The organism is Acidovorax sp. 210-6, from assembly GCF_010020825.1.
Lineage (GTDB): Bacteria > Pseudomonadota > Gammaproteobacteria > Burkholderiales > Burkholderiaceae_C > Simplicispira > Simplicispira sedimenti.
In genome coordinates, this window is record NZ_JAACJE010000001.1 from 2,576,834 (window position 1) to 2,597,795 (window position 20,962).

The 20,962-nt window shown below is 65.7% G+C and carries 17 protein-coding genes and 1 pseudogene; 5 read left to right on the plus strand and 13 right to left on the minus strand.

Features of this window, described 5'->3' with window-relative positions:
* Positions 1-156 precede the first annotated feature (156 nt).
* On the minus strand, positions 157-2,013 hold the full coding sequence (ilvD, locus tag GWK50_RS11885; RefSeq protein WP_162016706.1) for a dihydroxy-acid dehydratase: 1,857 nt from the start codon (positions 2,011-2,013) through the stop codon (positions 157-159).
* A gap of 142 nt (positions 2,014-2,155) precedes the next feature.
* Positions 2,156-2,398 carry a TIGR04438 family Trp-rich protein gene (locus GWK50_RS11890; protein ID WP_162016707.1) on the minus strand — a complete coding sequence of 81 codons (243 nt, stop codon included), beginning with the start codon at positions 2,396-2,398 and terminating at the stop codon, positions 2,156-2,158.
* A gap of 99 nt (positions 2,399-2,497) precedes the next feature.
* Between GWK50_RS11890 and GWK50_RS11895 the strand changes: the two genes are divergently transcribed.
* Complete coding sequence (locus GWK50_RS11895) at positions 2,498-2,803, plus strand: c-type cytochrome (RefSeq protein ID WP_162018099.1); 306 nt, start codon at positions 2,498-2,500, stop codon at positions 2,801-2,803.
* A gap of 169 nt (positions 2,804-2,972) precedes the next feature.
* On the opposite strand, the gene acs is transcribed toward GWK50_RS11895, so the two are convergent.
* The 9 genes from acs to GWK50_RS11940 all read right to left on the minus strand — a co-directional run bounded on the left by acs (position 2,973) and on the right by GWK50_RS11940 (position 13,579).
* Positions 2,973-4,967, minus strand: coding sequence for an acetate--CoA ligase (gene acs / locus GWK50_RS11900; protein WP_162016708.1), 1,995 nt, complete (start codon positions 4,965-4,967; stop codon positions 2,973-2,975).
* A gap of 250 nt (positions 4,968-5,217) precedes the next feature.
* Complete coding sequence (locus GWK50_RS11905) at positions 5,218-6,177, minus strand: nitronate monooxygenase family protein (protein WP_162016709.1); 960 nt, start codon at positions 6,175-6,177, stop codon at positions 5,218-5,220.
* A gap of 106 nt (positions 6,178-6,283) precedes the next feature.
* Positions 6,284-8,074, minus strand: coding sequence for an acyl-CoA dehydrogenase (locus tag GWK50_RS11910; RefSeq protein WP_162016710.1), 1,791 nt, complete (start codon positions 8,072-8,074; stop codon positions 6,284-6,286).
* A 23-nt stretch (positions 8,075-8,097) separates the two neighbouring features.
* Positions 8,098-8,541 carry a hemerythrin domain-containing protein gene (locus GWK50_RS11915; protein WP_162016711.1) on the minus strand — a complete coding sequence of 148 codons (444 nt, stop codon included), beginning with the start codon at positions 8,539-8,541 and terminating at the stop codon, positions 8,098-8,100.
* 84 nt (positions 8,542-8,625) lie between these two features.
* Positions 8,626-9,558: an FAD-binding protein gene (locus GWK50_RS11920; RefSeq protein ID WP_162016712.1), complete on the minus strand. Its 933-nt coding sequence runs from the start codon at positions 9,556-9,558 to the stop codon at positions 8,626-8,628.
* Between the two features lie 20 nt (positions 9,559-9,578).
* Positions 9,579-10,328 carry an electron transfer flavoprotein subunit beta/FixA family protein gene (locus GWK50_RS11925; protein WP_162016713.1) on the minus strand — a complete coding sequence of 250 codons (750 nt, stop codon included), beginning with the start codon at positions 10,326-10,328 and terminating at the stop codon, positions 9,579-9,581.
* A gap of 199 nt (positions 10,329-10,527) precedes the next feature.
* A complete protein-coding gene (locus GWK50_RS11930) occupies positions 10,528-11,814 on the minus strand; it encodes a mechanosensitive ion channel domain-containing protein (protein ID WP_162016714.1) in 1,287 nt (428 codons plus the stop codon).
* Positions 11,814-12,614 (minus strand): enoyl-CoA hydratase, encoded by an 801-nt coding sequence (locus GWK50_RS11935; protein ID WP_162016715.1) that lies wholly within the window; start codon positions 12,612-12,614, stop codon positions 11,814-11,816. Before GWK50_RS11935 ends, GWK50_RS11930 begins: the two co-directional genes overlap by 1 nt.
* A gap of 11 nt (positions 12,615-12,625) precedes the next feature.
* Positions 12,626-13,579, minus strand: a complete 954-nt coding sequence (locus GWK50_RS11940; protein ID WP_162016716.1) for a histone deacetylase family protein — start codon at positions 13,577-13,579, stop codon at positions 12,626-12,628.
* Between the two features lie 42 nt (positions 13,580-13,621).
* Between GWK50_RS11940 and GWK50_RS11945 the strand changes: the two genes are divergently transcribed.
* The 4 genes and pseudogenes from GWK50_RS11945 (at position 13,622) to mltB (ending at position 18,718) form a co-directional block, all read left to right on the plus strand.
* A complete protein-coding gene (locus GWK50_RS11945; protein ID WP_162016717.1) occupies positions 13,622-14,542 on the plus strand; it encodes an AAA family ATPase in 921 nt (306 codons plus the stop codon).
* On the plus strand, positions 14,543-15,532 hold the full coding sequence (locus tag GWK50_RS11950) for a DUF58 domain-containing protein (RefSeq protein ID WP_162016718.1): 990 nt from the start codon (positions 14,543-14,545) through the stop codon (positions 15,530-15,532).
* Positions 15,526-17,663: pseudogene (locus tag GWK50_RS11955) on the plus strand (DUF3488 and transglutaminase-like domain-containing protein). The gene GWK50_RS11950 and the pseudogene GWK50_RS11955 overlap by 7 nt, the downstream one beginning before the upstream one ends.
* The gene (gene mltB / locus GWK50_RS11960; protein WP_162016720.1) at positions 17,660-18,718 is read left to right on the plus strand and encodes a lytic murein transglycosylase B; all 1,059 of its coding nucleotides are present in this window, start codon (positions 17,660-17,662) and stop codon (positions 18,716-18,718) included. Before GWK50_RS11955 ends, mltB begins: the two are co-directional and overlap by 4 nt.
* Here mltB and GWK50_RS11965 read toward each other — a convergent pair whose 3' ends face one another.
* Positions 18,719-19,984 (minus strand): hypothetical protein, encoded by a 1,266-nt coding sequence (locus GWK50_RS11965; RefSeq protein WP_162016721.1) that lies wholly within the window; start codon positions 19,982-19,984, stop codon positions 18,719-18,721.
* A gap of 5 nt (positions 19,985-19,989) precedes the next feature.
* On the minus strand, positions 19,990-20,787 hold the full coding sequence (locus GWK50_RS11970) for an outer membrane lipoprotein-sorting protein (protein ID WP_162016722.1): 798 nt from the start codon (positions 20,785-20,787) through the stop codon (positions 19,990-19,992).
* Positions 20,788-20,962 lie beyond the last annotated feature (175 nt).

Below are 20,962 nucleotides of genomic sequence, written 5' to 3' on the forward strand. Positions count from 1 at the left end.
CACGCCGCAGCCATGCACACTCCCGCCAACTTTCAAGCAAAAAATAAAACAGGCGCTTACGAATAAAGCGCCAGCAGCTATCAAAAAAATAGCAAGATCACCCTGTCCGCGGCGGGCGGATTCTTGGATGCACGGCGCCTGAGCGCCGTGCATCCATCAATCCAGCAAAGACAGATCGCGCACCGCGCCCTTGTCGGCCGACATCACCAGCTTGGCATAGGCCTTGAGGGCGGCCGAGACCTTGCGCTTGCGGGGCTGCGCGGGCTTCCAGCCCTTGGCATCCTGCTCGGCGCGGCGGCGGGCCAGTTCCTCATCGCTGACGAGCACGTCGATACGACGGTTGGGAATGTCGATGCGGATACGGTCGCCGTTCTGTACCAGGCCGATGGCGCCGCCTGCAGCGGCTTCGGGCGAGCAGTGGCCGATGGACAGGCCCGAGGTACCGCCCGAGAAGCGGCCATCGGTCAGCAGCGCGCACACCTTGCCCAGGCCTTTGGACTTGATGTACGAGGTGGGATAGAGCATTTCCTGCATGCCGGGGCCACCCTTGGGGCCTTCGTAGCGCACGATCACCACATCGCCCGCCTTCACCTGGTCGGCCAGGATATGCTCCACCGCATCGTCCTGCGACTCAACCACGTGGGCTGGGCCTTCGAACACGAGAATGGATTCGTCCACGCCTGCCGTCTTGACCACGCAGCCATCGCGCGCGATGTTGCCAGTCAGCACGGCGAGGCCGCCTTCCTTGCTGAAGGCGTGCTCGTAGGAGCGGATGCAACCGTGGGCACGGTCCAGGTCCAGGCTGGGCCAGCGGCTGTTCTGGCTGAAGGCCACCTGGGTGGGAATGCCCCCAGGCCCGGCGCGGTAGAACAGGTGCACGGCCTCGTCCTGCGTGCGAATAATGTCCCACTGGGCCAGGGCATCGCCCAGCGTGGGCGCGTGCACAGTGGGCACATCGGTGTGCAGCTTGCCCGCACGCTCCAGTTCGCCCAGGATGGCCATGATGCCGCCCGCGCGGTGCACATCTTCAATGTGGTACTTGTCGGTGTTGGGTGCCACCTTGCACAGTTGCGGCACGGTGCGCGACAGGCGGTCGATATCGGCCATGCCGAAGGGAATTTCAGCCTCTTGCGCAATGGCCAGCAGGTGCAGGATGGTGTTCGTGGAACCGCCCATGGCGATGTCCAGCGTGATGGCGTTTTCAAACGCCTTGAACCCCACCGAGCGCGGCAGGATGCGCTCGTCCCCCTGCTCGTAGTACTGGCGTGCCAACTCCACGATGCGCCGACCCGCGCGCTGGAAGAGCTGCTCGCGGTCCGCATGGGTGGCCAAGGTGGTGCCGTTGCCTGGCAGGGACAGGCCCAGCGCCTCGGTCAGACAGTTCATGGAGTTGGCAGTGAACATGCCGGAGCACGAGCCGCAGGTCGGGCAGGCGCTGCGCTCCACCTCGGCCACGTCGGCATCGCTGGCCTTGTCGTCGGCGGCCATCACCATGGCGTCGATCAGGTCCAGCTTCTTGAACTGCAGCGTGGCCTCACCGGGCACCGCCAGCTTGGCCTTGCCGGCTTCCATGGGGCCACCCGAGACAAAGATGACCGGAATGTTCAGTCGCATCGCCGCCATCAGCATGCCGGGGGTGATCTTGTCGCAGTTGGAGATGCACACCATGGCGTCTGCACAGTGGGCGTTGACCATGTACTCGACCGAGTCGGCAATGATCTCGCGGCTGGGCAGCGAATACAGCATGCCGTCGTGGCCCATGGCGATGCCGTCGTCCACGGCGATGGTGTTGAACTCCTTGGCCACGCCACCGGCCGCCTCGATCTCGCGCGCCACGAGCTGCCCCAGGTCCTTGAGGTGCACATGCCCAGGCACAAACTGCGTGAAAGAGTTGACCACCGCAATGATGGGCTTCTGGAAGTCTGCATCCTTCATGCCGGTGGCACGCCACAGCGCGCGGGCGCCCGCCATGTTGCGACCGGCGGTGGAAGTTTTGGAACGGTATTCGGGCATAGGTCTTCAGTCGTGGGGGAGATACAAAACGAAAACGCGGCAATGCGCCGCGCCATTATCGGTGTCTGCAATAACACCTAGGCAACAGGGGCCAGCAGGCTCGTAGTGCTGCCAGACCCCGGCCAACAAGACCAGTGACACTTCAACGTGGCTTGCGCGGGCGCATGCCCATGGCTTCCTTCTGCTTGTTCACGCGGTCCTGTTTGCGTTTTTCTACCTTCTCCATGGCCTTGCGCTTGGTGTAGCCGGTGGAGTCGGCCCAGCCCCACCACAGCAGGGTCAAACCAAAAGGAACCAGTACCACCCACCAAGACCACTGGGCAACAGGGCCGATTTCGAGGTACTTCAGAAGCGCCAGAAGAATGCCTATGCCGAGCAGGTACATGATTTGCCTCAAATGTCGTCAGTATGGTTTTGTGGTTGTCAACCGTCTTCACTACAATCCCATTATCAGCAATGTAACCCAACCAGAGGAACCCCCATGATGAAGCGTACCCTGATCGCCCTTGCCATGACCCTGTCCGTCGCTGCTCCAGCAATGGCCGACGAAGCGCTGGCCAAGTCCAAGAACTGCATGTCCTGCCACGCTGTCGACAAGAAGCTGGTGGGTCCTTCCTACAAGGACGTGGCCAAGAAGTACGCCGGCGACAAGGCCGCTGCGGATGCTTTGGCTACCAAGGTCATGAAGGGCACCAAGGGTGCTTGGGGTCCCGTGCCCATGCCCGCCAACCCCCAGGTCAACGAAGCCGAAGCCAAGAAGCTGGTGGCTTGGGTTCTGTCGCTGAAGTAATACTGCTTCACTCCAGCGCCCTCCGCTGCGGCGGAAGGCGCTTGGAAAAACCGCCGCAGCCTCTCCGGGCACGGCGGTTTTTCTTTGGACGGTCTCTGCAAAAACACAAAGGGTGCCATGGGCACCCTTTGTGTTTTTACGCGCAGGCGCCTCATGGCGCCCTTCTGGATCAGTTGGTCTGGGCCAACTGATCCAGAATTGCGGGATTCTCCAACGTGCTGGTGTCCTGGGTGATGGCTTCACCCTTGGCGATCGAGCGCAACAGGCGGCGCATGATCTTGCCGCTGCGCGTCTTGGGCAGGTTGTCGCCGAAGCGGATGTCCTTGGGCTTGGCAATGGGGCCGATTTCCTTGGCCACCCAGTTGCGCAGCTCAGCGGCGATCTCCTTGGCTTCGTCGCCCGTGGGACGTGGGCGCTTGAGCACCACAAAGGCGCAGATGGCCTCACCGGTCACGTCGTCGGGGCGGCCCACCACGGCAGCTTCGGCCACCAGGTCGGTCTTGGCCACCAGGGCCGACTCGATCTCCATGGTGCCCATGCGGTGGCCCGAGACGTTGAGCACGTCGTCGATACGGCCGGTGATGCGGAAGTAGCCGCGGTCGGCACTGCGCACGGCGCCGTCACCAGCCAGGTAATAGCCCTTGAGTTCTTCCGGGAAGTAGCTCTTCTTGAAGCGCTCGGGGTCGTTCCAGATGGTGCGGATCATGCTGGGCCAGGGGCGCTTGATGACCAGGATGCCACCCGAACCATTGGGCATGTCCTGTCCCGCCTCATCAACAATGGCGGTCGTGATGCCCGGCAGCGGCAGCGTGCACGAGCCCGGCACCAACGGCGTTGCGCCCGGCAGTGGGGTGATGACGTGTCCGCCGGTTTCGGTCTGCCAGAAGGTGTCCACGATCGGGCAGCGTTCGCCGCCCACGTTTTTGTAGTACCACATCCAGGCTTCGGGATTGATGGGCTCCCCCACGCTGCCCAGGATACGCAGGCTGGAAAGATTGGAGCGCGCGGGGTGTACCGCCGCATCGCTGTCGGCTGCCTTGATGAGCGAACGGATCGCCGTGGGCGCGGTGTAGAAGATGGAGCACTGGTGGCGCTCGATCATCTGCCAGAAGCGGCCGGCGTTCGGGTACGTGGGAATGCCTTCGAAGATGATCTGCGTGGCACCGGCCGCCAGCGGGCCGTAGGCCACATAGGTGTGGCCGGTGATCCAGCCGATGTCGGCAGTGCACCAGAACACGTCGTCGGGGCGCAGATCGAAGGTCCAGTCCATGGTCATCTTGGCCCACAGCAGGTAGCCGCCCGTGCTGTGCTGCACGCCCTTGGGCTTGCCCGTGGAGCCCGAGGTGTAAAGGATGAACAGCGGGTGTTCGGCCTCCACGGCCACGGCGGGGCACTCGGTGCTCTGACCTGCCAGCACCTCAGTAAAGGTCTTATCGCGGCCAGCGACCATGTTGCAGGGCGTCTTGGTGCGCTCGTACACCAGCACGTTGCGGATGCTCTCGCACCCGCCCATGGCCAGGGCCTCGTCGATGATGCCCTTGAGCGGCAGCTCCTTGCCACCGCGCAACTGGTAGTTGGCGGTCACCACGGCCACGGCACCGGCGTCGATGATGCGCTCCTGCACCGCCTTGGCCGAGAAGCCGCCGAACACCACGCTGTGCGTGGCGCCGATGCGCGCGCAGGCCTGCATGGCCACCACGCCTTCGATGGTCATGGGCATGTAGATGAGCACGCGATCGCCCTTGCCCACACCACAGGACTGCAGCGCGTTGGCGAACTGGCTCACGCGGGCCAGCAGCTCCTTGTAGGTGACACGGGTGACGGCGCCATCGTCGGCTTCAAAAATGATGGCGGTCTTGTTCTCTACCGGCGTGCCAATGTGCCTGTCCAGGCAGTTGGCGCTGGCGTTGAGTTCGCCGTCGGCAAACCAACGGAAGAAGGGGGCATTGGACTCGTCCAGCGTCTGCGTGAACGGCTTGGTCCACTGCAGGTTTTCGCGGGCACGGCGGGCCCAGAAGCCCTCGAAGTCGGTGTTGGCCTCGTTGCACAAGGCATCGTAGGCGGCCATGCCGGAAATCCGGGCCGCCTTGACCACGGCATCGGAAGGCGGAAACACCCGGTTTTCCACCAGGTTGGATTCAATGGCATTCGTGGGCGCGCTCATGGGTTGTCTCCTGAAGGTCGGTAAAAGCCCCGACACTGTCTGCGCCCGCACTTACATGCCACTGACTGAATGAAACAACACCCTCCTGAGGCGCTTCGCACCTTCCCCCCGCTCTGGCATCGCTGCGCGCTGCGGGCAGGGGGACGCTCCCAGCGCCCACACCTGGGAATGCTGGCGGCCCTTGCGCGGGAGCCCTGGCCTGGGGCGCGCCAGTTTCATGCGTCGTGTGCGCCGCCGTCCGCGGTTTGCATCACTGTCCCAGCAGCCGCGCACGCGCAGCTTCGTATTCGCGGCGCAGCCGCGCCACCAGGTCGGCCGCGCTGGTGACCTCGTGGATCGCGCCAATCCCCTGGCCGCAGCCCCAGATGTCCTTCCAGGCCTTGGCGGCCGCGCCCCCACCAAAGTTCATCTTGCTTGGGTCGGATTCGGGCAGGTGCTCGGGATCCAGCCCGGCGGCGCGGATGGACGGCGCCAGGTAGTTGCCGTGCACGCCGGTGAACAGGTTGCTGTAGATGATGTCGTCCGAAGTGCACTCGACAATGGCCTGTTTGTAGGCGTCGGCAGCGCGGGCTTCGTGCGTGGCAATGAAGGCCGAGCCGATGTAGGCGAAATCGGCTCCCATGGCCTGCGCCGCCAGGATGGCACCGCCCGAGGCGATGGAGCCCGACAGCGCCAGCGGGCCGTCGAACCAGTCGCGGATTTCCTGCACCAGCGCGAACGGGCTCTTGGTGCCCGCATGGCCACCGGCACCCGCAGCCACGGCAATCAGGCCGTCAGCGCCCTTTTCCACCGCCTTGCGAGCGAACTTGTTGTTGATGACATCGTGCAGCACGATGCCACCCCAGGCGTGCACCGCCTGGTTCACGTCCTCGCGCGCCCCCAGGCTGGTGATGACGATAGGCACCTTGTACTTGGCGCAGACCTGCATGTCGTGCTCCAGCCGGTCGTTGCTCTTGTGCACGATCTGGTTGATCGCGAAGGGCGCCGAAGGCCGGTCAGGGTTTGCCTTGTCCCAGGCGGCCAGGGTCTCGGTGATCTCGGCCAGCCATTCATCCAGCAGTTCGGCCGGGCGCGCATTGAGCGCGGGCATGGAGCCCACGATGCCTGCCTTGCACTGCTCGATCACCAGCTTGGGGTTGCTGATGATGAACAGGGGTGAGCCGATGACGGGAAGCGTGGGCTTCTGCAATACCGGGGGCAAGGTGGACATGGCGGTCTCCATTGATTGGCAAATAGGCCCCCAGCGCTCTATTTATAAGCGCTGAACGCTATTATTTTTATAGCATCCTCGGTACTCTGGCGCCGAGGATGCTCGATCAGAACAGGTCCAGTGGCAGCGCAGTCACGCTGTCTGCGCCTTCCACGATCCCGTCGCGCAGGCCTTGCGCACGCACCAGGATGTGCTCGGCATAGAACTGTGCCGTGGCGATCTTGGCACGCATGAAGGCTTCGTCCTGTCCCTTTTGCAACAGCTCCTGCGCCACCAGCAGCGCGCGGCCCATCTGCCAGCCCGCCACCAAGTTGCCTGCCAGCATGAGATAGGGCACGCTGCCTGCGTACACGGCGTTGGGCGATGCCTTGGCGCTGCTGCAGACAAAGTCCACCACGTCCAGGTAGGCCTTGCGTGCGGCCGCCAGGCGGCGTGCCACGGCCTGGGCCGCGGGCGTGCCGCTGGCAGTCAGCTCCGCTTCGGTCTTTTCGATCTGCGCGGCAATGGCTCGGGCCGTCTGACCGCCGTCGCGCGTGGTCTTGCGGCCCACCAGGTCGTTGGCCTGGATGGCCGTGGTGCCTTCGTAAATGGTCAGGATCTTGGCGTCGCGGTAGTACTGGGCGGCGCCCGTTTCCTCAATGAAGCCCATGCCGCCATGCACCTGCACGCCCAGGCTCGCGACTTCCAGGCTCATTTCGGTGCTGTAGCCCTTGACCAGCGGCACCATGAATTCGTAGAAAGTGGCGTTGTCCTTGCGCACCTGCGCATCAGGGTGGTGGTGCGCAGCGTCGTAGGCCGCTGCGGCCGTGCTGGCCATGGCGCGGCAGGCCTCGGTGGTGGCGCGCATGGTCATGAGCATGCGGCGCACGTCCGGGTGGTGGATGATGGCGGCGCTGGCAGCCACGCTGCCGTCCACGGGGCGGCTCTGCACGCGGTCGCGGGCGTACTGCACGGCCTTCTGGTAGGCGCGCTCGGCAATGGCGATGCCCTGGATGCCCACGCCGTAGCGCGCAGCATTCATCATGATGAACATGTACTCGAGGCCACGGTTTTCCTGGCCCACCAGGTAGCCCACGGCGCCGCCATGGTCGCCAAACTGCAGCACGGCCGTGGGGCTGGCCTTGATGCCCATCTTGTGCTCGATGCTGACGCAGTGCACGTCGTTGCGCGCGCCCAGGCTGCCGTCCTGGTTCACCATGAATTTGGGCACCACGAACAGACTGATGCCCTTGACGCCCTCGGGCGCACCCGCCACACGGGCCAGCACCAGATGGACGATGTTCTCGGCCATGTCGTGCTCACCCCAGGTGATGAAAATCTTGGTGCCGAAAATCTTGTAGGTGCCGTCAGGCTGCGGATCGGCCTTGGTACGCACCAGTGCCAGATCAGAGCCCGCCTGGGGCTCGGTCAGGTTCATGGTGCCAGTCCATTGGCCGGAGATGAGTTTCTCCAGGTAAATGGCCTTGAGTTCGTCGCTGCCCGCCGTCAGCAGCGCCTCGATGGCGCCATCGGTCAGCAGCGGGCACAGGGCAAAGCTCATGTTGGAGCTGTTGAGCATCTCCATGCAGGCCGCGCCGATGGTTTTGGGCAGGCCCTGGCCACCGAAGTCCTGCGGGTGCTGCAGGCCCTGCCAGCCGCCTTCGGTGAGCTGGTGAAAGGCGTCCTTGAAGCCTGGCGTCGCCGTGACCACGCCGTCCTTCCAGGACGAGGGGTTCTTGTCTCCCTCGAAGTTCAGCGGAGCCAGCACGCCCTCGGTGAACTTGGCGCACTCTTCGAGCACCGCGGCGGCGGTGTCCAGGCCAGCATCCTCAAAGCCTGGGATTTGTGCGACCTGTTCGATGTGGGCCAGATGCTGCATGTTGAACAGCATATCCTTGATGGGGGCATGATAAGACATAGTTCTCGCGCGCAAAAACGCGCCTAGTGAAGCGATTGGTAGAGAGGATAGAGTTCTGCCTCTTCGCGACGGATACGGTCGCCAAGAAGCTTTCCGATGTCGTCCAGTGCAGCACGCACCCCGACAAAATCGATGTCTGCGTCGGCCGTCGCAGTGTAGGTTTCCACAAAACGCACAGCAGCATCCCCGATGCCGCCCATCTCGGCCTTGTAGCCGTTGACCATCTGATACGCCTGCTGGTTGCCTTGCGCCTTCAGCTCCTGCCTCAGGAAGGTGTACAGCTTGATGGCTTCCTGCAGCAGGTGTGGTACCAGCAATGCCTTGAAATCGACCAAGGCATGCTTGAACGCACCAGGGTCTTCAGCCTCAGCACAATGCTTGAGCCGCCCGAAAGCTTGCAGTAGTTGCCGGTGATCGTTCACCAGCCCTTGCACCAAAGCAGAATGGTGCGGGACGCCTGTCACCATGTGATCTCCTTGAGCGAAGAAGCCACCGTGCCGCGTTCGTCGCCCTTTGGGCCCCGAGAGGAGCCCAAGGGGGCGACGCAGGACTTACAAGGCCTTGACCAGTTCCGGCACGGCCGCGAACAGGTCGGCTTCCAGGCCGTAGTCGGCCACGCTGAAGATCGGCGCTTCGGGGTCCTTGTTGATCGCAACGATCACCTTGGAGTCCTTCATGCCAGCCAAGTGCTGGATAGCGCCCGAGATGCCTGCAGCGATGTAAAGCTGCGGCGCCACGATCTTGCCGGTCTGGCCGACCTGCAGATCGTTGGGTGCGTAGCCAGCGTCCACCGCTGCGCGCGATGCGCCGATGGCCGCGCCCAGTTTGTCAGCCAGGGGGGTCATCACTTCGTTGAACTTCTCGGCGCTGCCCAGGGCACGGCCACCGGAGACGATGATCTTGGCGGCGGTCAGCTCGGGGCGGTCGCTCTTGGTCACTTCGCGGCCGGCAAAGCTGCTCTTGCCCGAATCGGCCACAGCGGCCACCGATTCCACGGCGGCGCTGCCACCCGTGGCGGCTGCGGCATCGAAGCCCGTGGTGCGCACGGTGATGACCTTGACGGCGTCAGCGCTTTGCACGGTGGCGATGGCGTTGCCGGCGTAGATGGGGCGCTCGAAGGTGTCGGCGCTGCCCACCTTGGTGATCTCGCTGATCTGGGCCACGTCGAGCTTGGCGGCCACGCGCGGCGCCACGTTCTTGCCGCCTGCGGTGGCGGGGAACAGGATGTGGCTGTAGTTGCCAGCGATGGCAAGCACCTGGGCGGCGACGTTCTCGGCCAGGCCGTCCTTGAGGCTGGCGCCGTCGGCGTGGATCACCTTGGACACACCGGCGATCTGGGCTGCGGCCTGGGCGGCGGCTGCGGCGCCCTCACCGGCGACCAGCACATGCACGTCGCCGCCGCAGGCCTTGGCTGCGGTGACGGTGTTGAGCGTGGCGCCCTTGAGGCTGGCGTTGTCGTGTTCTGCAATGACGAGTGCGGTCATGGGTATTACTCCTTCGGGCCTCAGATGACTTTGGCTTCGTTCTTGAGCTTGTCCACCAGCGTGGCGACGTCGGGCACCTTGATGCCGGCGCTGCGCTTGGGCGGCTCAGCCACTTTCAGGGTCTTGATGCGCGGGGCCACATCCACGCCCAGGTCGGCCGGCTTGACGGTGTCGAGCGGCTTCTTCTTGGCCTTCATGATGTTGGGCAGGGTGACGTAGCGCGGCTCGTTCAGGCGCAGGTCGGTGGTGACCACGGCGGGCAGGCTCAGTTGCACGGTCTCCAGGCCGCCATCGACTTCGCGCGTCACGCTGGCCTTGCCGTCCGCCACTTCGACCTTGGAGGCGAAGGTGGCCTGGGGCAGGTCGCACAGTGCGGCGAGCATCTGGCCGGTCTGGTTGGAATCGTCATCGATGGCTTGTTTGCCCAGGATGATCAGGCCGGGCTGCTCTTTATCGACCAGGGCCTTGAGCAGCTTGGCCACGGCCAGGGGCTGCAGCTCGGCATCGGTCTCGACCAGGATGCCGCGATCGGCTCCGATGGCCATGGCAGTGCGCAGGGTTTCCTGGCACTTGTCCACACCACAGGAGACGGCGATGACCTCGGTCACCACGCCTTTTTCCTTCAGGCGCACGGCCTCTTCGACGGCGATTTCGTCAAAGGGGTTCATGCTCATCTTGACGTTGGCGATGTCCACGCCCGTGCCGTCCGAATTCACACGGACCTTCACGTTGTAGTCCACCACGCGCTTGACAGGGACCAAAACCTTCATTGCTGCGGCTCCTAGGGTTGATTAATTGACGTTACGTAAACCCAGACATTCTATGCCGCAGTGCAACGAAATGGCGGCGAACAGTGTCAGGTTGTAGATTTATAAAAACGAACGATCGTGCTTTTTCGAGATTATAGGACAGCCACGCCCCTTGTCCAGCGATTTTTGTCACCCGCCGGACGCCCCCGGCTGGCACCACTCAGTGGGGGGCAGCGAGGGGCTGCGTGACGTGCACCACACGCTGCGGATACGGGATATCAATGTGATGCGCGCGCAAAGTCTGCAAGATGGCGACGTTGATCTGCGAGCGCAGCCCCAATTGGCCGTTCTGTGGATCGGCAATCCAGTAGCCCACGGTGAATTCCAGTCCATCGGCGCCGAAATTCGAGAGCGCCACACTGGGACCCGGCTCGCGCAACACACGCTCGCAACGCAGCGTCGCCTCCAGCAGCAAACGCATGACCTGATCCACGTCGCTGTCGTAAGCGACACTGACCACCGTGGAGGCCCAGACACGCGGGTCTGCCAGCGAGAGGTTTTCCACCCTGCTGGTGATGATCATCTCGTTGGGCACAATGGACTCGCGGCCCGCCAGCGAGCGAATCACGGTGTAGCGTGTCTTGATGTCGGTGACGATGCCCTCGAAGTTGTCCACGCGCACGTTGTCGCCAATGCGCAAGCTGCGCTCCGCGAGGATGACGAAGCCGCTCACATAGTTGGCCGCCAGCTTCTGCAGGCCAAAGCCGATGCCCACACCGATGGCCCCGCCCAGCACGGAGAGGGCCGTCAGATCGATGCCCACCGCCGAAAGCCCGACGATCAAGCCCACAAACATCAGCAATGCGCGCGTTGCGTTGCTGACGGCCTTGCGCAAGGACAGATCCCCGCCAACCGCCGAGCGCAACAACCGGGACTCTATGGCGGCAGAGATCCAGAGTGACAACAGCAGCACCACGCCCGCAGTGAGCGCCCCTTCGATCAACGTGCGCAGCGAGAGCGTGGAGCCGCCCACCTTCCAGGTGATCTGCTCCAGTTCCTGCAACACCAGCGGCAGCAAGCCGGTCACCCACAGCACCATGGCCAGCCAGACCAGCCAAGAAATGCTGCGCTCCACGGGTCTGACCCAAGTTGCCTGCGGAAAGGCCACCTGCAGCACCTTGACCCCCACACGTATGACCGCCAACGCCACCAGCACCGGAATGACGACCACCCATACGGCAGATGGCACCCATTGTTGCAGCAGGGTCTTGGCCAGGTAGCCAAAGGCCAGCAGCAGCAAGGGAAACAGCGCGCCGTCCACAACGCTGCGACCGAAAAGAATGGAGTTGGATGTCTTGAGCCCACGCCTGAGCAAGGCGACCAGCGCCCACGCCAGCCCCAGACAAACCAGCAAGGCGCCCAACTCAATGAGCACCGTGGGCTTCGTGAATGCGGCAAACCAAGCGTCAAACCCGTCCACCACGGGCGAATGCACCTTCCCCGCCATCAGCACTTCCAATCGGGCTTGCGCTTCTCGGCAAAAGCGCGTGCGCCCTCTTGGGCGGCGGCATCCATCATGTTGACGGCCATGGTCTGGCCCGCGAGCTGGTAGGCAGCCTCCAGACCCAGCTCGCGCTGGCGATACACCAGGGCCTTGCCCATGGCGACGGCAACGCGCGGCTTCTCCAGGATGGACTGCACGAGCTGCTCCACCTCCGCATCGAGCGCCTGGAGGGACACCACCCGGTTGACCAAGCCCTCCTGCTTTGCGGTGGCGGCATCGATGAAGTCGCCTGTGAGCAGCATTTCCATGGCGCGCTTGGCAGGCACGTTGCGCACCAGCGGCACGCTGGGCGTGGAACAGAACAGGCCATAGTGGATGCCACTGGTGGCAAAGCTGGCGCAGTCTGCCGCCACGGCCAGATCGCACTGCGCCACCAACTGGCATCCTGCCGCCGTGGCCATGCCGTGCACACGCGCAATCACCGGCACGGGCAGCTTGTGCAGCGAAAGCATGACGCGCGAGCACTGCGCAAAAAGCTGCTGGTACCAGTCCAGCTCGGGGTACTGGGCCATGTCCTTGAGGTTGTGGCCTGCGCAGAAGGCTTTGCCCGCTGCCGCGAGCACCACCACGCGCAGCGACTCGTCCTGCGCCAGTGCATCGATCGCCTCCTGCAAGGCAGCGAGCATTTCCCCGCCCAATGCATTGAAGCGGGCGGGATCATTGAGCGTGATCGTGGCCACGCCACGCGCATCACGCGCGACCTGCACCAGGTCGGAAGAAGCTGTGTTGCGGCTTGCAGTCATGGGAGAAGTCGTCAAATGTCGGCCAGAACACGCACATGGGCTTCCACACTGCGTGCCAACGGGCCCATGACGTACCCGCCCTCCAGGCACGAGACGATGCGCCCCTGACAGTGCTTGCGCGCCACGTCCTTGATGCGCTGGGTGATCCAGGTGTAGTCCTGCTCGGTCAGACCCAACTGGCCCATGTCGTCTTCGCGATGGGCATCAAAACCCGCGCTGATGAAGATGAGCTCGGGCTTGAACGCCTCCAGCCGGGGGATCCACATCATCTCGACAATGTCGCGGATATCCATGCCGCGCGTGTAAGCAGCCACCGGCACGTTGACCATGTTGGCGGCCGGCGCCTGGTCTCCGCTGTAGGGATAGAACGGGTGCTGGAAGAAACTCACCATCAGCGCACGCTCGTCACCCGCCAGGATGTCCTCGGTACCGTTGCCATGGTGCACGTCAAAGTCCACCACCGCCACACGGTTGAGGTTGTGGCGCTGCAACGCGTATTTGGCGGCCACGGCCACGTTGTTGAAGAAGCAGAAACCCATGGCCTTGTCGCGCGTGGCATGGTGGCCAGGCGGGCGCACCGCGCAAAAGGCATTTTCCAGTTCCCCCGCCAGCACGGCATCCGTGGCCGCCATGGCAGCGCCTGCAGCACGCAGCGCGGCGTTCCAGGTGTGCAGGTTCATGGAGGTGTCCGGATCCACCTGCGTGTAGGGCGGGCCACCGGCCTCCACCTCCTCGCGCAGCCAATCCGTGAGGCCGCGCATGGCGGCAATGTGCAACCGGTTGTGTGCCAGTTCAATGTCGGCCAAAGAGGCCTGGGGCGCCTCGCAGCGCTCCAGCGCATCGGCAACACCGGTGACAAGCAACCGGTCTTCGATGGCATCCAACCTTCCAGGACACTCTGGATGGCCGGGCCCCATTTCGTGCAACCAACAGTCTTGGTGAGAAAAATAACCCGTCTTGCCCATCGCCTTGCCTCTCCGCCGGAAAATCTGAGGTAACTTCACGCCATGCAAGCGCATATCAAAATCCAATCGATACTGGATCAGCTTAACACGGTGATCGTAGGCAAAACTGACAGCGTACGGGACTGTGTGGCCTGTCTGCTGGCGGGCGGTCATCTGCTGATCGAGGACGTGCCCGGCGTGGGCAAGACCACGCTGGCCCATGCCCTGGCCCACACCTTCGGCCTGCGGTTTTCCCGCGTGCAGTTCACCGCCGACCTGATGCCCAGTGACCTGGTGGGCGTGTCAGTGTACGAGCGCGGCAAGGAGTCCTTCGTCTTCCACCCCGGCCCGGTGTTCGCGCAGGTGCTGCTGGCCGACGAAATCAACCGTGCCAGCCCCAAGACGCAAAGCGCCCTGCTCGAAGCCATGGAGGAAAAGCAGGTGTCGGTGGAAGGCGAAACGCGTGCCCTGCCCGAGCCCTTCTTCGTCATCGCCACACAAAACCCGCACGACCAGTTGGGCACCTATGCCCTGCCCGAGTCGCAGCTCGACCGCTTCCTGATGCGTATCTCGCTGGGCTACCCCGACCGCGCCGCAGAACGCCAGCTGCTCGCTGGCGAAGACCGGCGCGAAATGGCCCTCACCCTGCAGCCCTTGCTGACTGCTGCCGAGCTGGCGGCGCTGCAACGCAGCGTGACCGAAGTGCACGCCAGCGCCGCATTGCTGGACTATGTGCAGGATCTGATCACCGCCACCCGCTCGGGGCGCTGGTTCCTGCAGGGGCTGTCGCCACGCGCCGGCATTGCGCTGGTGCGTGCGGCCAAGGCGCAAGCCTTGATCAGCGGGCGCGACTATGTGGCGCCCGACGACGTGCAGGCCATCATCGCGCAGACCGTGGCCCACCGCCTGGTGCCCGTGGGCGACGCCGGGCGCGGTGCCGTGGAGCAGGTGCGCGCCATGGTGGCGTCCATCCAGTTGACCTGAATGCGCCAGTTCCTGCGCGCGCTCAACCCCCTGGCAGCGCTGCGGCGGCAGGTGTCGCGCTGGATGCAGGCACGCCTGCCCCTGAGCGACACCCTGCTGCTGACGCAGCGCAATGTGTACATCCTGCCCACGGGCGCGGGCTGGATGCTGGCGCTCACGCTGCTGGTGCTGCTGCTCGCGTCCATCAACTTCCAGCTCAACCTGGGCTACCTGCTCACCTTCTTGCTGGCCGGCAGCGCCGTGGCGGGCATGCACATTTGCCACGGCACACTGCGCGGTCTGACCCTGCACCTGCAGCCGCCCGAGCCGCAGTTCCTGGGCCAGGGTGCGGCACTCACCGTGCAACTGGCCAACGAGCGCCGCAGCCCGCGCCGTGCCGTCGCCCTGGCCGTGCACGGCAGTGGGCACTGGGCCTGGACCGACGTGCCCGCGCAGGGCAACGCCCAGGTGCAGATCGCCTTCTCCCCCTCGCAGCGCGGCCTGCACCCCGTACCCCTGCTGACAGCCGAAACACGCTACCCGCTGGGCACCTTCCGGGTCTGGGCGCTGTGGCGCCCGGCAGCGCAGGTGCTGGTGTACCCCGCGCCCGAGCCCGGCGCCCCACCCCTGCCGCCGGGGGAGCCCCGCAGCGGCGGCACCGGCAGTGCGCCCAGCCATGGCCGCACCGAATTTGACGGCGTGCGCGCCTACCGCCGCGGCGACCCCATGAAGCTCGTGGTCTGGAAGAAAGCCGCCCAGGCCTTTGCCAGCGGCAACGGCACGCTGATTGCACGCGATGCCCAGCAGCCGCACCGGCACGAACTGTGGCTGGACCATGCCCACACGGGCCTGGGCGACTTGGAGACGCGCCTCTCGCGCCTGACCGCCTGGGTGCTGCAGGCCGACCGCCTGGGCCTGGACTACGGCCTGCGCCTGCCGAGCAAGGAGATTGCCATGGGCAACGGCGCAGCCCAGCGCCGCCGCTGCCTGGAGGCACTGGCCTTATGCTGAAATTCAAAGCAAAAACAACCTCCAGCGCAATACCATCAAGCGCAAGCAGCTATTATTTTTATAGCATCAAGGGCAGTGCATGAACCTGCGCCAAACCCTGGCCGCCCTGCCGCGCGACGCCCGAGACACCTTGTTCATGCTGTGCGTGATCGCCTGGGTGATTGCGCCGCTGGTGCGCGAGCTGCCGGTCTGGACCTCGGTGGCGGTGGCCCTGTTGCTGCTGCTGCGCGGCACGCTGGCCTGGCGCGCCAAGCCCCTGCCAGGGCGCTGGACCATGCACCTGCTGATGCTGTGCGCCGTGGCAGGCACGCTGCTGACGCACCGCACCATCGTCGGGCGTGATCCGGGGCTCACCCTCGTCATCCTGCTGTTGGCACTCAAGACATTGGAGGCACGCGCCCAGCGCGACGCGATGGTGATCTTCTTTCTCGCGTTCTTCTCCATGCTCAGCAACTTCTTCTATTCGCAGTCGCTCGCCACGGCTGCAGCCATGCTGCTGGGCCTGCTGGGCCTGCTGACGGCGCTGGTCAACGCGCACCAGCCCGTGGGGCGCCCGCCCCTGGTGCAGTCGCTGCGCACCGCATCCACCATGGCGCTGCTGGGCACGCCGGTCATGGTGGCGTTGTTCATGTTCTTCCCGCGCATGGCACCGCTGTGGGGCGTGCCCAACGACACCATGGCAGGCCGCTCGGGCCTGTCGGGCCAGATGAAGGTGGGCAACATCGCCGAACTGGCGCTGGACGACCGCATCGCCTTTCGTCTGCGCTTTGACGACGCCGGCTACCGCCCGCCGCAATCGGTGCTCTATTTCCGTGGCCCGGTGCTCACCAGCTTCGACGGCCGGGAATGGCTGGCCGACCCGGTGCGTGAGGACGAGGACGAAGCCCGCAGGCGCTTCACCCTGCCCGCGCAACTGCAGGTGCGCGGCCCTGCGCTGCGCTACGAGATCACCCTGGAGCCCAGCTTTCGCCCCTGGCTGATGGTGCTGGAGGCCACGGCCGAGCCCCCTGCCCTGGGCACGCGCCGCCCCTACATGATGCAGGACCTGCAGTGGATGGTGCGCCAGCCCATCAACGAGCTGCAGCGCTACCGCGCCGTGAGCCACCCGGACTTCACCCACGGCCCCCTGGAGGCCGTGCCCGCGCTGCGCACCTTCACCACCCTGCCCCAGGGCATGAACCCTCGCACCCTGGCCCTGGCCGCACAGTGGCGTGCCGATCCGCAACTGGCCCAGGGCGGCACCATGGCCCTCGTCAACGCCGCACTGCAGCGACTGCGCACCGGCGGCTACACCTACACGCTGGAGCCGGGGCTGTACGGCGAGCACACGGCCGACGAATTCTGGTTCGACCGCAAGCAGGGCTTTTGTGAGCACATTGCCTCGGCCTTCGTCGTGCTGATGCGTGCCGCAGGCGTGCCCGCGCGCATCGTCACCGGCTACCAGGGCGGCGAGCTCAACCCGGTCGATGGCTACTGGACCGTGCGCCAGAGCGACGCACACGCCTGGGCCGAGGTCTGGGTGCAAGGCCAGGGCTGGGTGCGTGTCGATCCCACGGGAGCCGTATCGCCGGGGCGCGTGGGCCAGTTCCAGCGCCTGCAGGCACCGCAGGGCGTGCTGGGCAACGCCATGGGCACCGTCCTCAGCCCCAATGCAGCGCAGCGCCTGCGCGCCGTGTGGGAAGCGGCCAACAACCGCTGGAACCAGTGGGTGCTCAACTACACCCAGGAACGCCAGTACGACCTGTTGCGCCAACTGGGTTTTGACAGCCCCGACTGGCAGGATCTGGCCGCCGTGATCGCCGGGCTGATCGTCGCCAGTGCCCTGGGCGGTGCCGCCTGGACGCTGTGGGAACGCCTGCAGCACGACCCCTGGCTGCGCCTGCTGGCCCTGGCCCGCGCCCGCCTGGCCCGCGCCGGACTCGACCTGCCCGAGCACACGCCGCCACGCACCCTGGCGGCACAGGCCTTGGCACATTTCGGCCCCCAGGCACAGGCCGTGGCCGACTGGTTGCTGCGCCTGGAACACCTGCGCTACGCCCCCTCCCCCACCGACCCGCGCGCCACCCTGCGCCAGCTGCGGCGCGACATGCGCCAGATCCGCTGGCCGGTGCGCCAAAGCCCCACACCATGATCCGCAGCCTTGTCATTGCTACTATTTTTATAGCTACTTGCGCTTTATCTACGGGCGCCGAAGCCAAAAAACACCCAAAAACCGCAACCCATGCGGCCTACGCCAACCGTGCCGACGCCATGGAGTTTGCCAACGACCTGGCCGCGCGCCGCGACCTGGACCCGGCCTGGGTGCGCCAGAGCATCGGCCAGGCGCGCCTGCTGCCCGCAGTGCAACGCCTGGTGCTGCCGCCGGCCAAGGGCACGGCCAAGAACTGGCAGGCCTACCGCGCCCGCTTCATCGAGCCGGTGCGCGTGCGCGCCGGGCTGCGCTTCTGGCAGGAACATGCCCGCACGCTGGAGCGTGCCGAGCAGGAATTCGGCGTGCCGCAGGAAATCATCGTCGGCATCCTGGGGGTCGAGACCATCTACGGCCAACACATGGGCAACTTCCGCGTGATCGACGCGCTGGCCACCCTGGCCTTTGACTTCCCCGATGCGCACCCACGTGCGGCCGAACGCCAGGCCTTCTTCCAGCGCGAGCTGGAGCAGTTCCTCAGCCTGATGCAGCGCATCGGCCAGGACCCCACCGCGCCGCGCGGCAGCTTTGCCGGCGCCATGGGCCTGCCGCAGTTCATGCCATCGAGCTGGGTGCGCTACGCCATCGACTTTGATGGCGACGGCCACGTGAGCCTGCATGCCAGCGCCGCAGACGCCATCGGCTCCGTGGCCAGCTACTTCATTGCCCACGGCTGGCAACCGGGCATGCCCACGCATTTTGGCGTGCGGCTGGAGGGCACACCCACGCAGCAGGACGAACTGCTGGCCCCCGACATCCTGCCCACCTTCAGCGCCGCCAGCATGCAGGCGCGGGGCGCCCTGCTCGACGAGGCCGGCGCCAACCACACCGGCCCCCTGGCCCTGGTGGAACTGCAGAACGGCACCAACCCGCCCAGCTACGTGGCAGGCACAGAGAACTTCTATGCCATCACGCGCTACAACTGGTCCAGCTACTACGCCATGGCCGTGATCGAACTGGGCCAGGCCGTGAAAGCCGCGCGCGAGGCAGCGCGGTAGTCAATCCAACACCCATACCGCCTGCACAAACGCCTGGCGCTGCACTGGCAGTTGCCGCACCACGGCGGTGCCCGGCCCCGCGCTGACGCGCAGGCCGCCTTCCAGGCGCAGGCGGTCGCCCTTCCAGGCCAGGCTGGCGGTGAGCAGGCGGCCGCCGTCTGCGGGGTGGTAGAGCATGTCGAGCGTGCTTTCCCAGGGGCCTGTGGTCCAGGCCAGGCGGGCGAACAGGTTCTGGCGGTGCAGGGAAGGGCTGGCGCTGAAAGCCTGGGTTTGCCAGGCCAGGTTGGCCGCCACCGCAAGGGCGGGCGCACCCACAGCGCCCAGGTGCTGCAAAGCGGCGTTGCGATTCGCCCAACGCTTCCATTGCCCGCGCGACGGCGCCATGCCGTCGTGCCACGCCTCCAGCAGCACACTGACCTGCCGCTCGCTGGTCCAGGTGCCGCCCAACAGCAACTGCTGCGCGGCACCCGCGGTCAGCGCACGCCACGGGCTGGCGCTCGCCAGCGCACCGGCCGAGGCCGACGCATCCTGCCAGGTGTCATGGCGCGCCAAGTGGCGCAGCGATGCGTGCAGCTCCAGCGCATCGCTGGCCACCCAGGACCAGGCCGCACCCACGCTGCCTTGGGTGCGGCGGCCCCAGCGGGCAAAGGCGTAGGCGTCGGCGCTGCCCAGGCGCTGGTACCAGCGGGCGGCCAGGGCGCTTTCGCCGGCGCCAGTGGCATCACGCCCGGTGGTGGGGTTCACGGCCACCAGGCTCCAGGCCGATTCGGCGCCGAACTGTTCGGCCATCAGCACCGGGCGGCCTTGCAGGGGTTGGCTCACCAGCGTGCGGCGCTGCTCCTGCTGCACCAGGTCGTTGGGGCGAAAGCCGTAGCCCACGTCCCAGCCGACCACCTTGCGGCCCGCCGTCCACTCCCAGGCGCCTGCCCGCCCTGCGGCATAGGCCTCCAGCACGGACACCTGCGTGCTGCCAGGGCCACCCGCAGGCCACCGGGCCTGGGCCAGCACATCGCCGTGCCACTGCAGGCCCGCCCACTGCGTGCGGCCCTGCAATTGCAACTGGGCCGCGCCCTCGCTGGGTTGATCGGCGGCAATGCCGTCGTACCGCGCATGGGCCTGGGCCAGCGGCCCCGTGCTCGCCGTCTGGCGCGCCAATCCATGGCTACGCAGGCTGGCGCTGAATTCACCAGCGATTGCCGGGCGCAGCGTGGTGACTTCCAGCACGGCCGCCAGTGCAAGCGCTGGGATGCAAAGCATGCGTGCCATGGGTGTCACTCCAACACCGGCGAGCGTGCGAGGAACATGGGGTTGAGCCACTCCACCGGCACCGTGCGTTCCTTGCGCGCCAGGTAGCGGATGCGTGTCTGCTTCTGCTTGCCCAGTTGGTCGATCAGCACCATGGCGCTGACACCGGACAGTGCCTTGTCCACCTCGAACAGCGCTTGCTTGGCCAGCTTGTCGGACTGCACGTAGAGCTGGGCACGCACGGGCTCGTGGCGCTGCTGGCCCAGCCACAGCTCAATGCGCTGGTAGGTCACGCCCTTGCGCGTGGCCTGCAACTGCAGGTGATAGCAGCTTGCGGGCGGGGAGGCCTGGGTGCTTGGGGCAGCGGCCGTGGACGCCGTGCTATCCACGCAAGGCTCCACACCGACCAGGGTGGCGCTGTAATCGCCGCTCCAGCGCATGGTGGCGATGTCGCCGGTGGAGGCATCCCCCAGCAACTTCTGCATGGGGGTGATACGCAGGGGCCGCTGGCTGCTGGGCATGAGCAGCCAGAAGTCATCACCCAGCATCAGCACCTTCTGGCCCTGTTCAGCGGTGCTTTGCATCAGCACCAGCGTGCGCCGGTCAGACTGGGCAAACACGGTGTAGCGGCGCTCCTTGTCCAGCGTGCCGTCGCTCGCATAGGCCTGCACCAGGGTGTCCACCTGCAGGTTGTCGGCCCCGGTGCGGTAACGGTCGGCATTGCGCAGCAGGGCATCGGCGTCCTGCGCCAGCGCAGGCCCGGCCAGTGCCGCCACCACAAGGCCCAGCAGGTACGCCGGGATTCTTGTCAAAGCGTGAGACATAAGAGATTCCTTTCATTGATCCATTGCGCTGCGCACCACCCGCGCCGCATGAAACGGGCGCGCCCCAGGCCAGTGGCCACCGTGCAAGGGCCGCCCCGCCGCACCGGTGGCGTCCCCCTGCCCGCAGCGCGCAGCGCTGCGAGAGCGGGGGGAAGGCGCCGAAGGCGACTCAGGG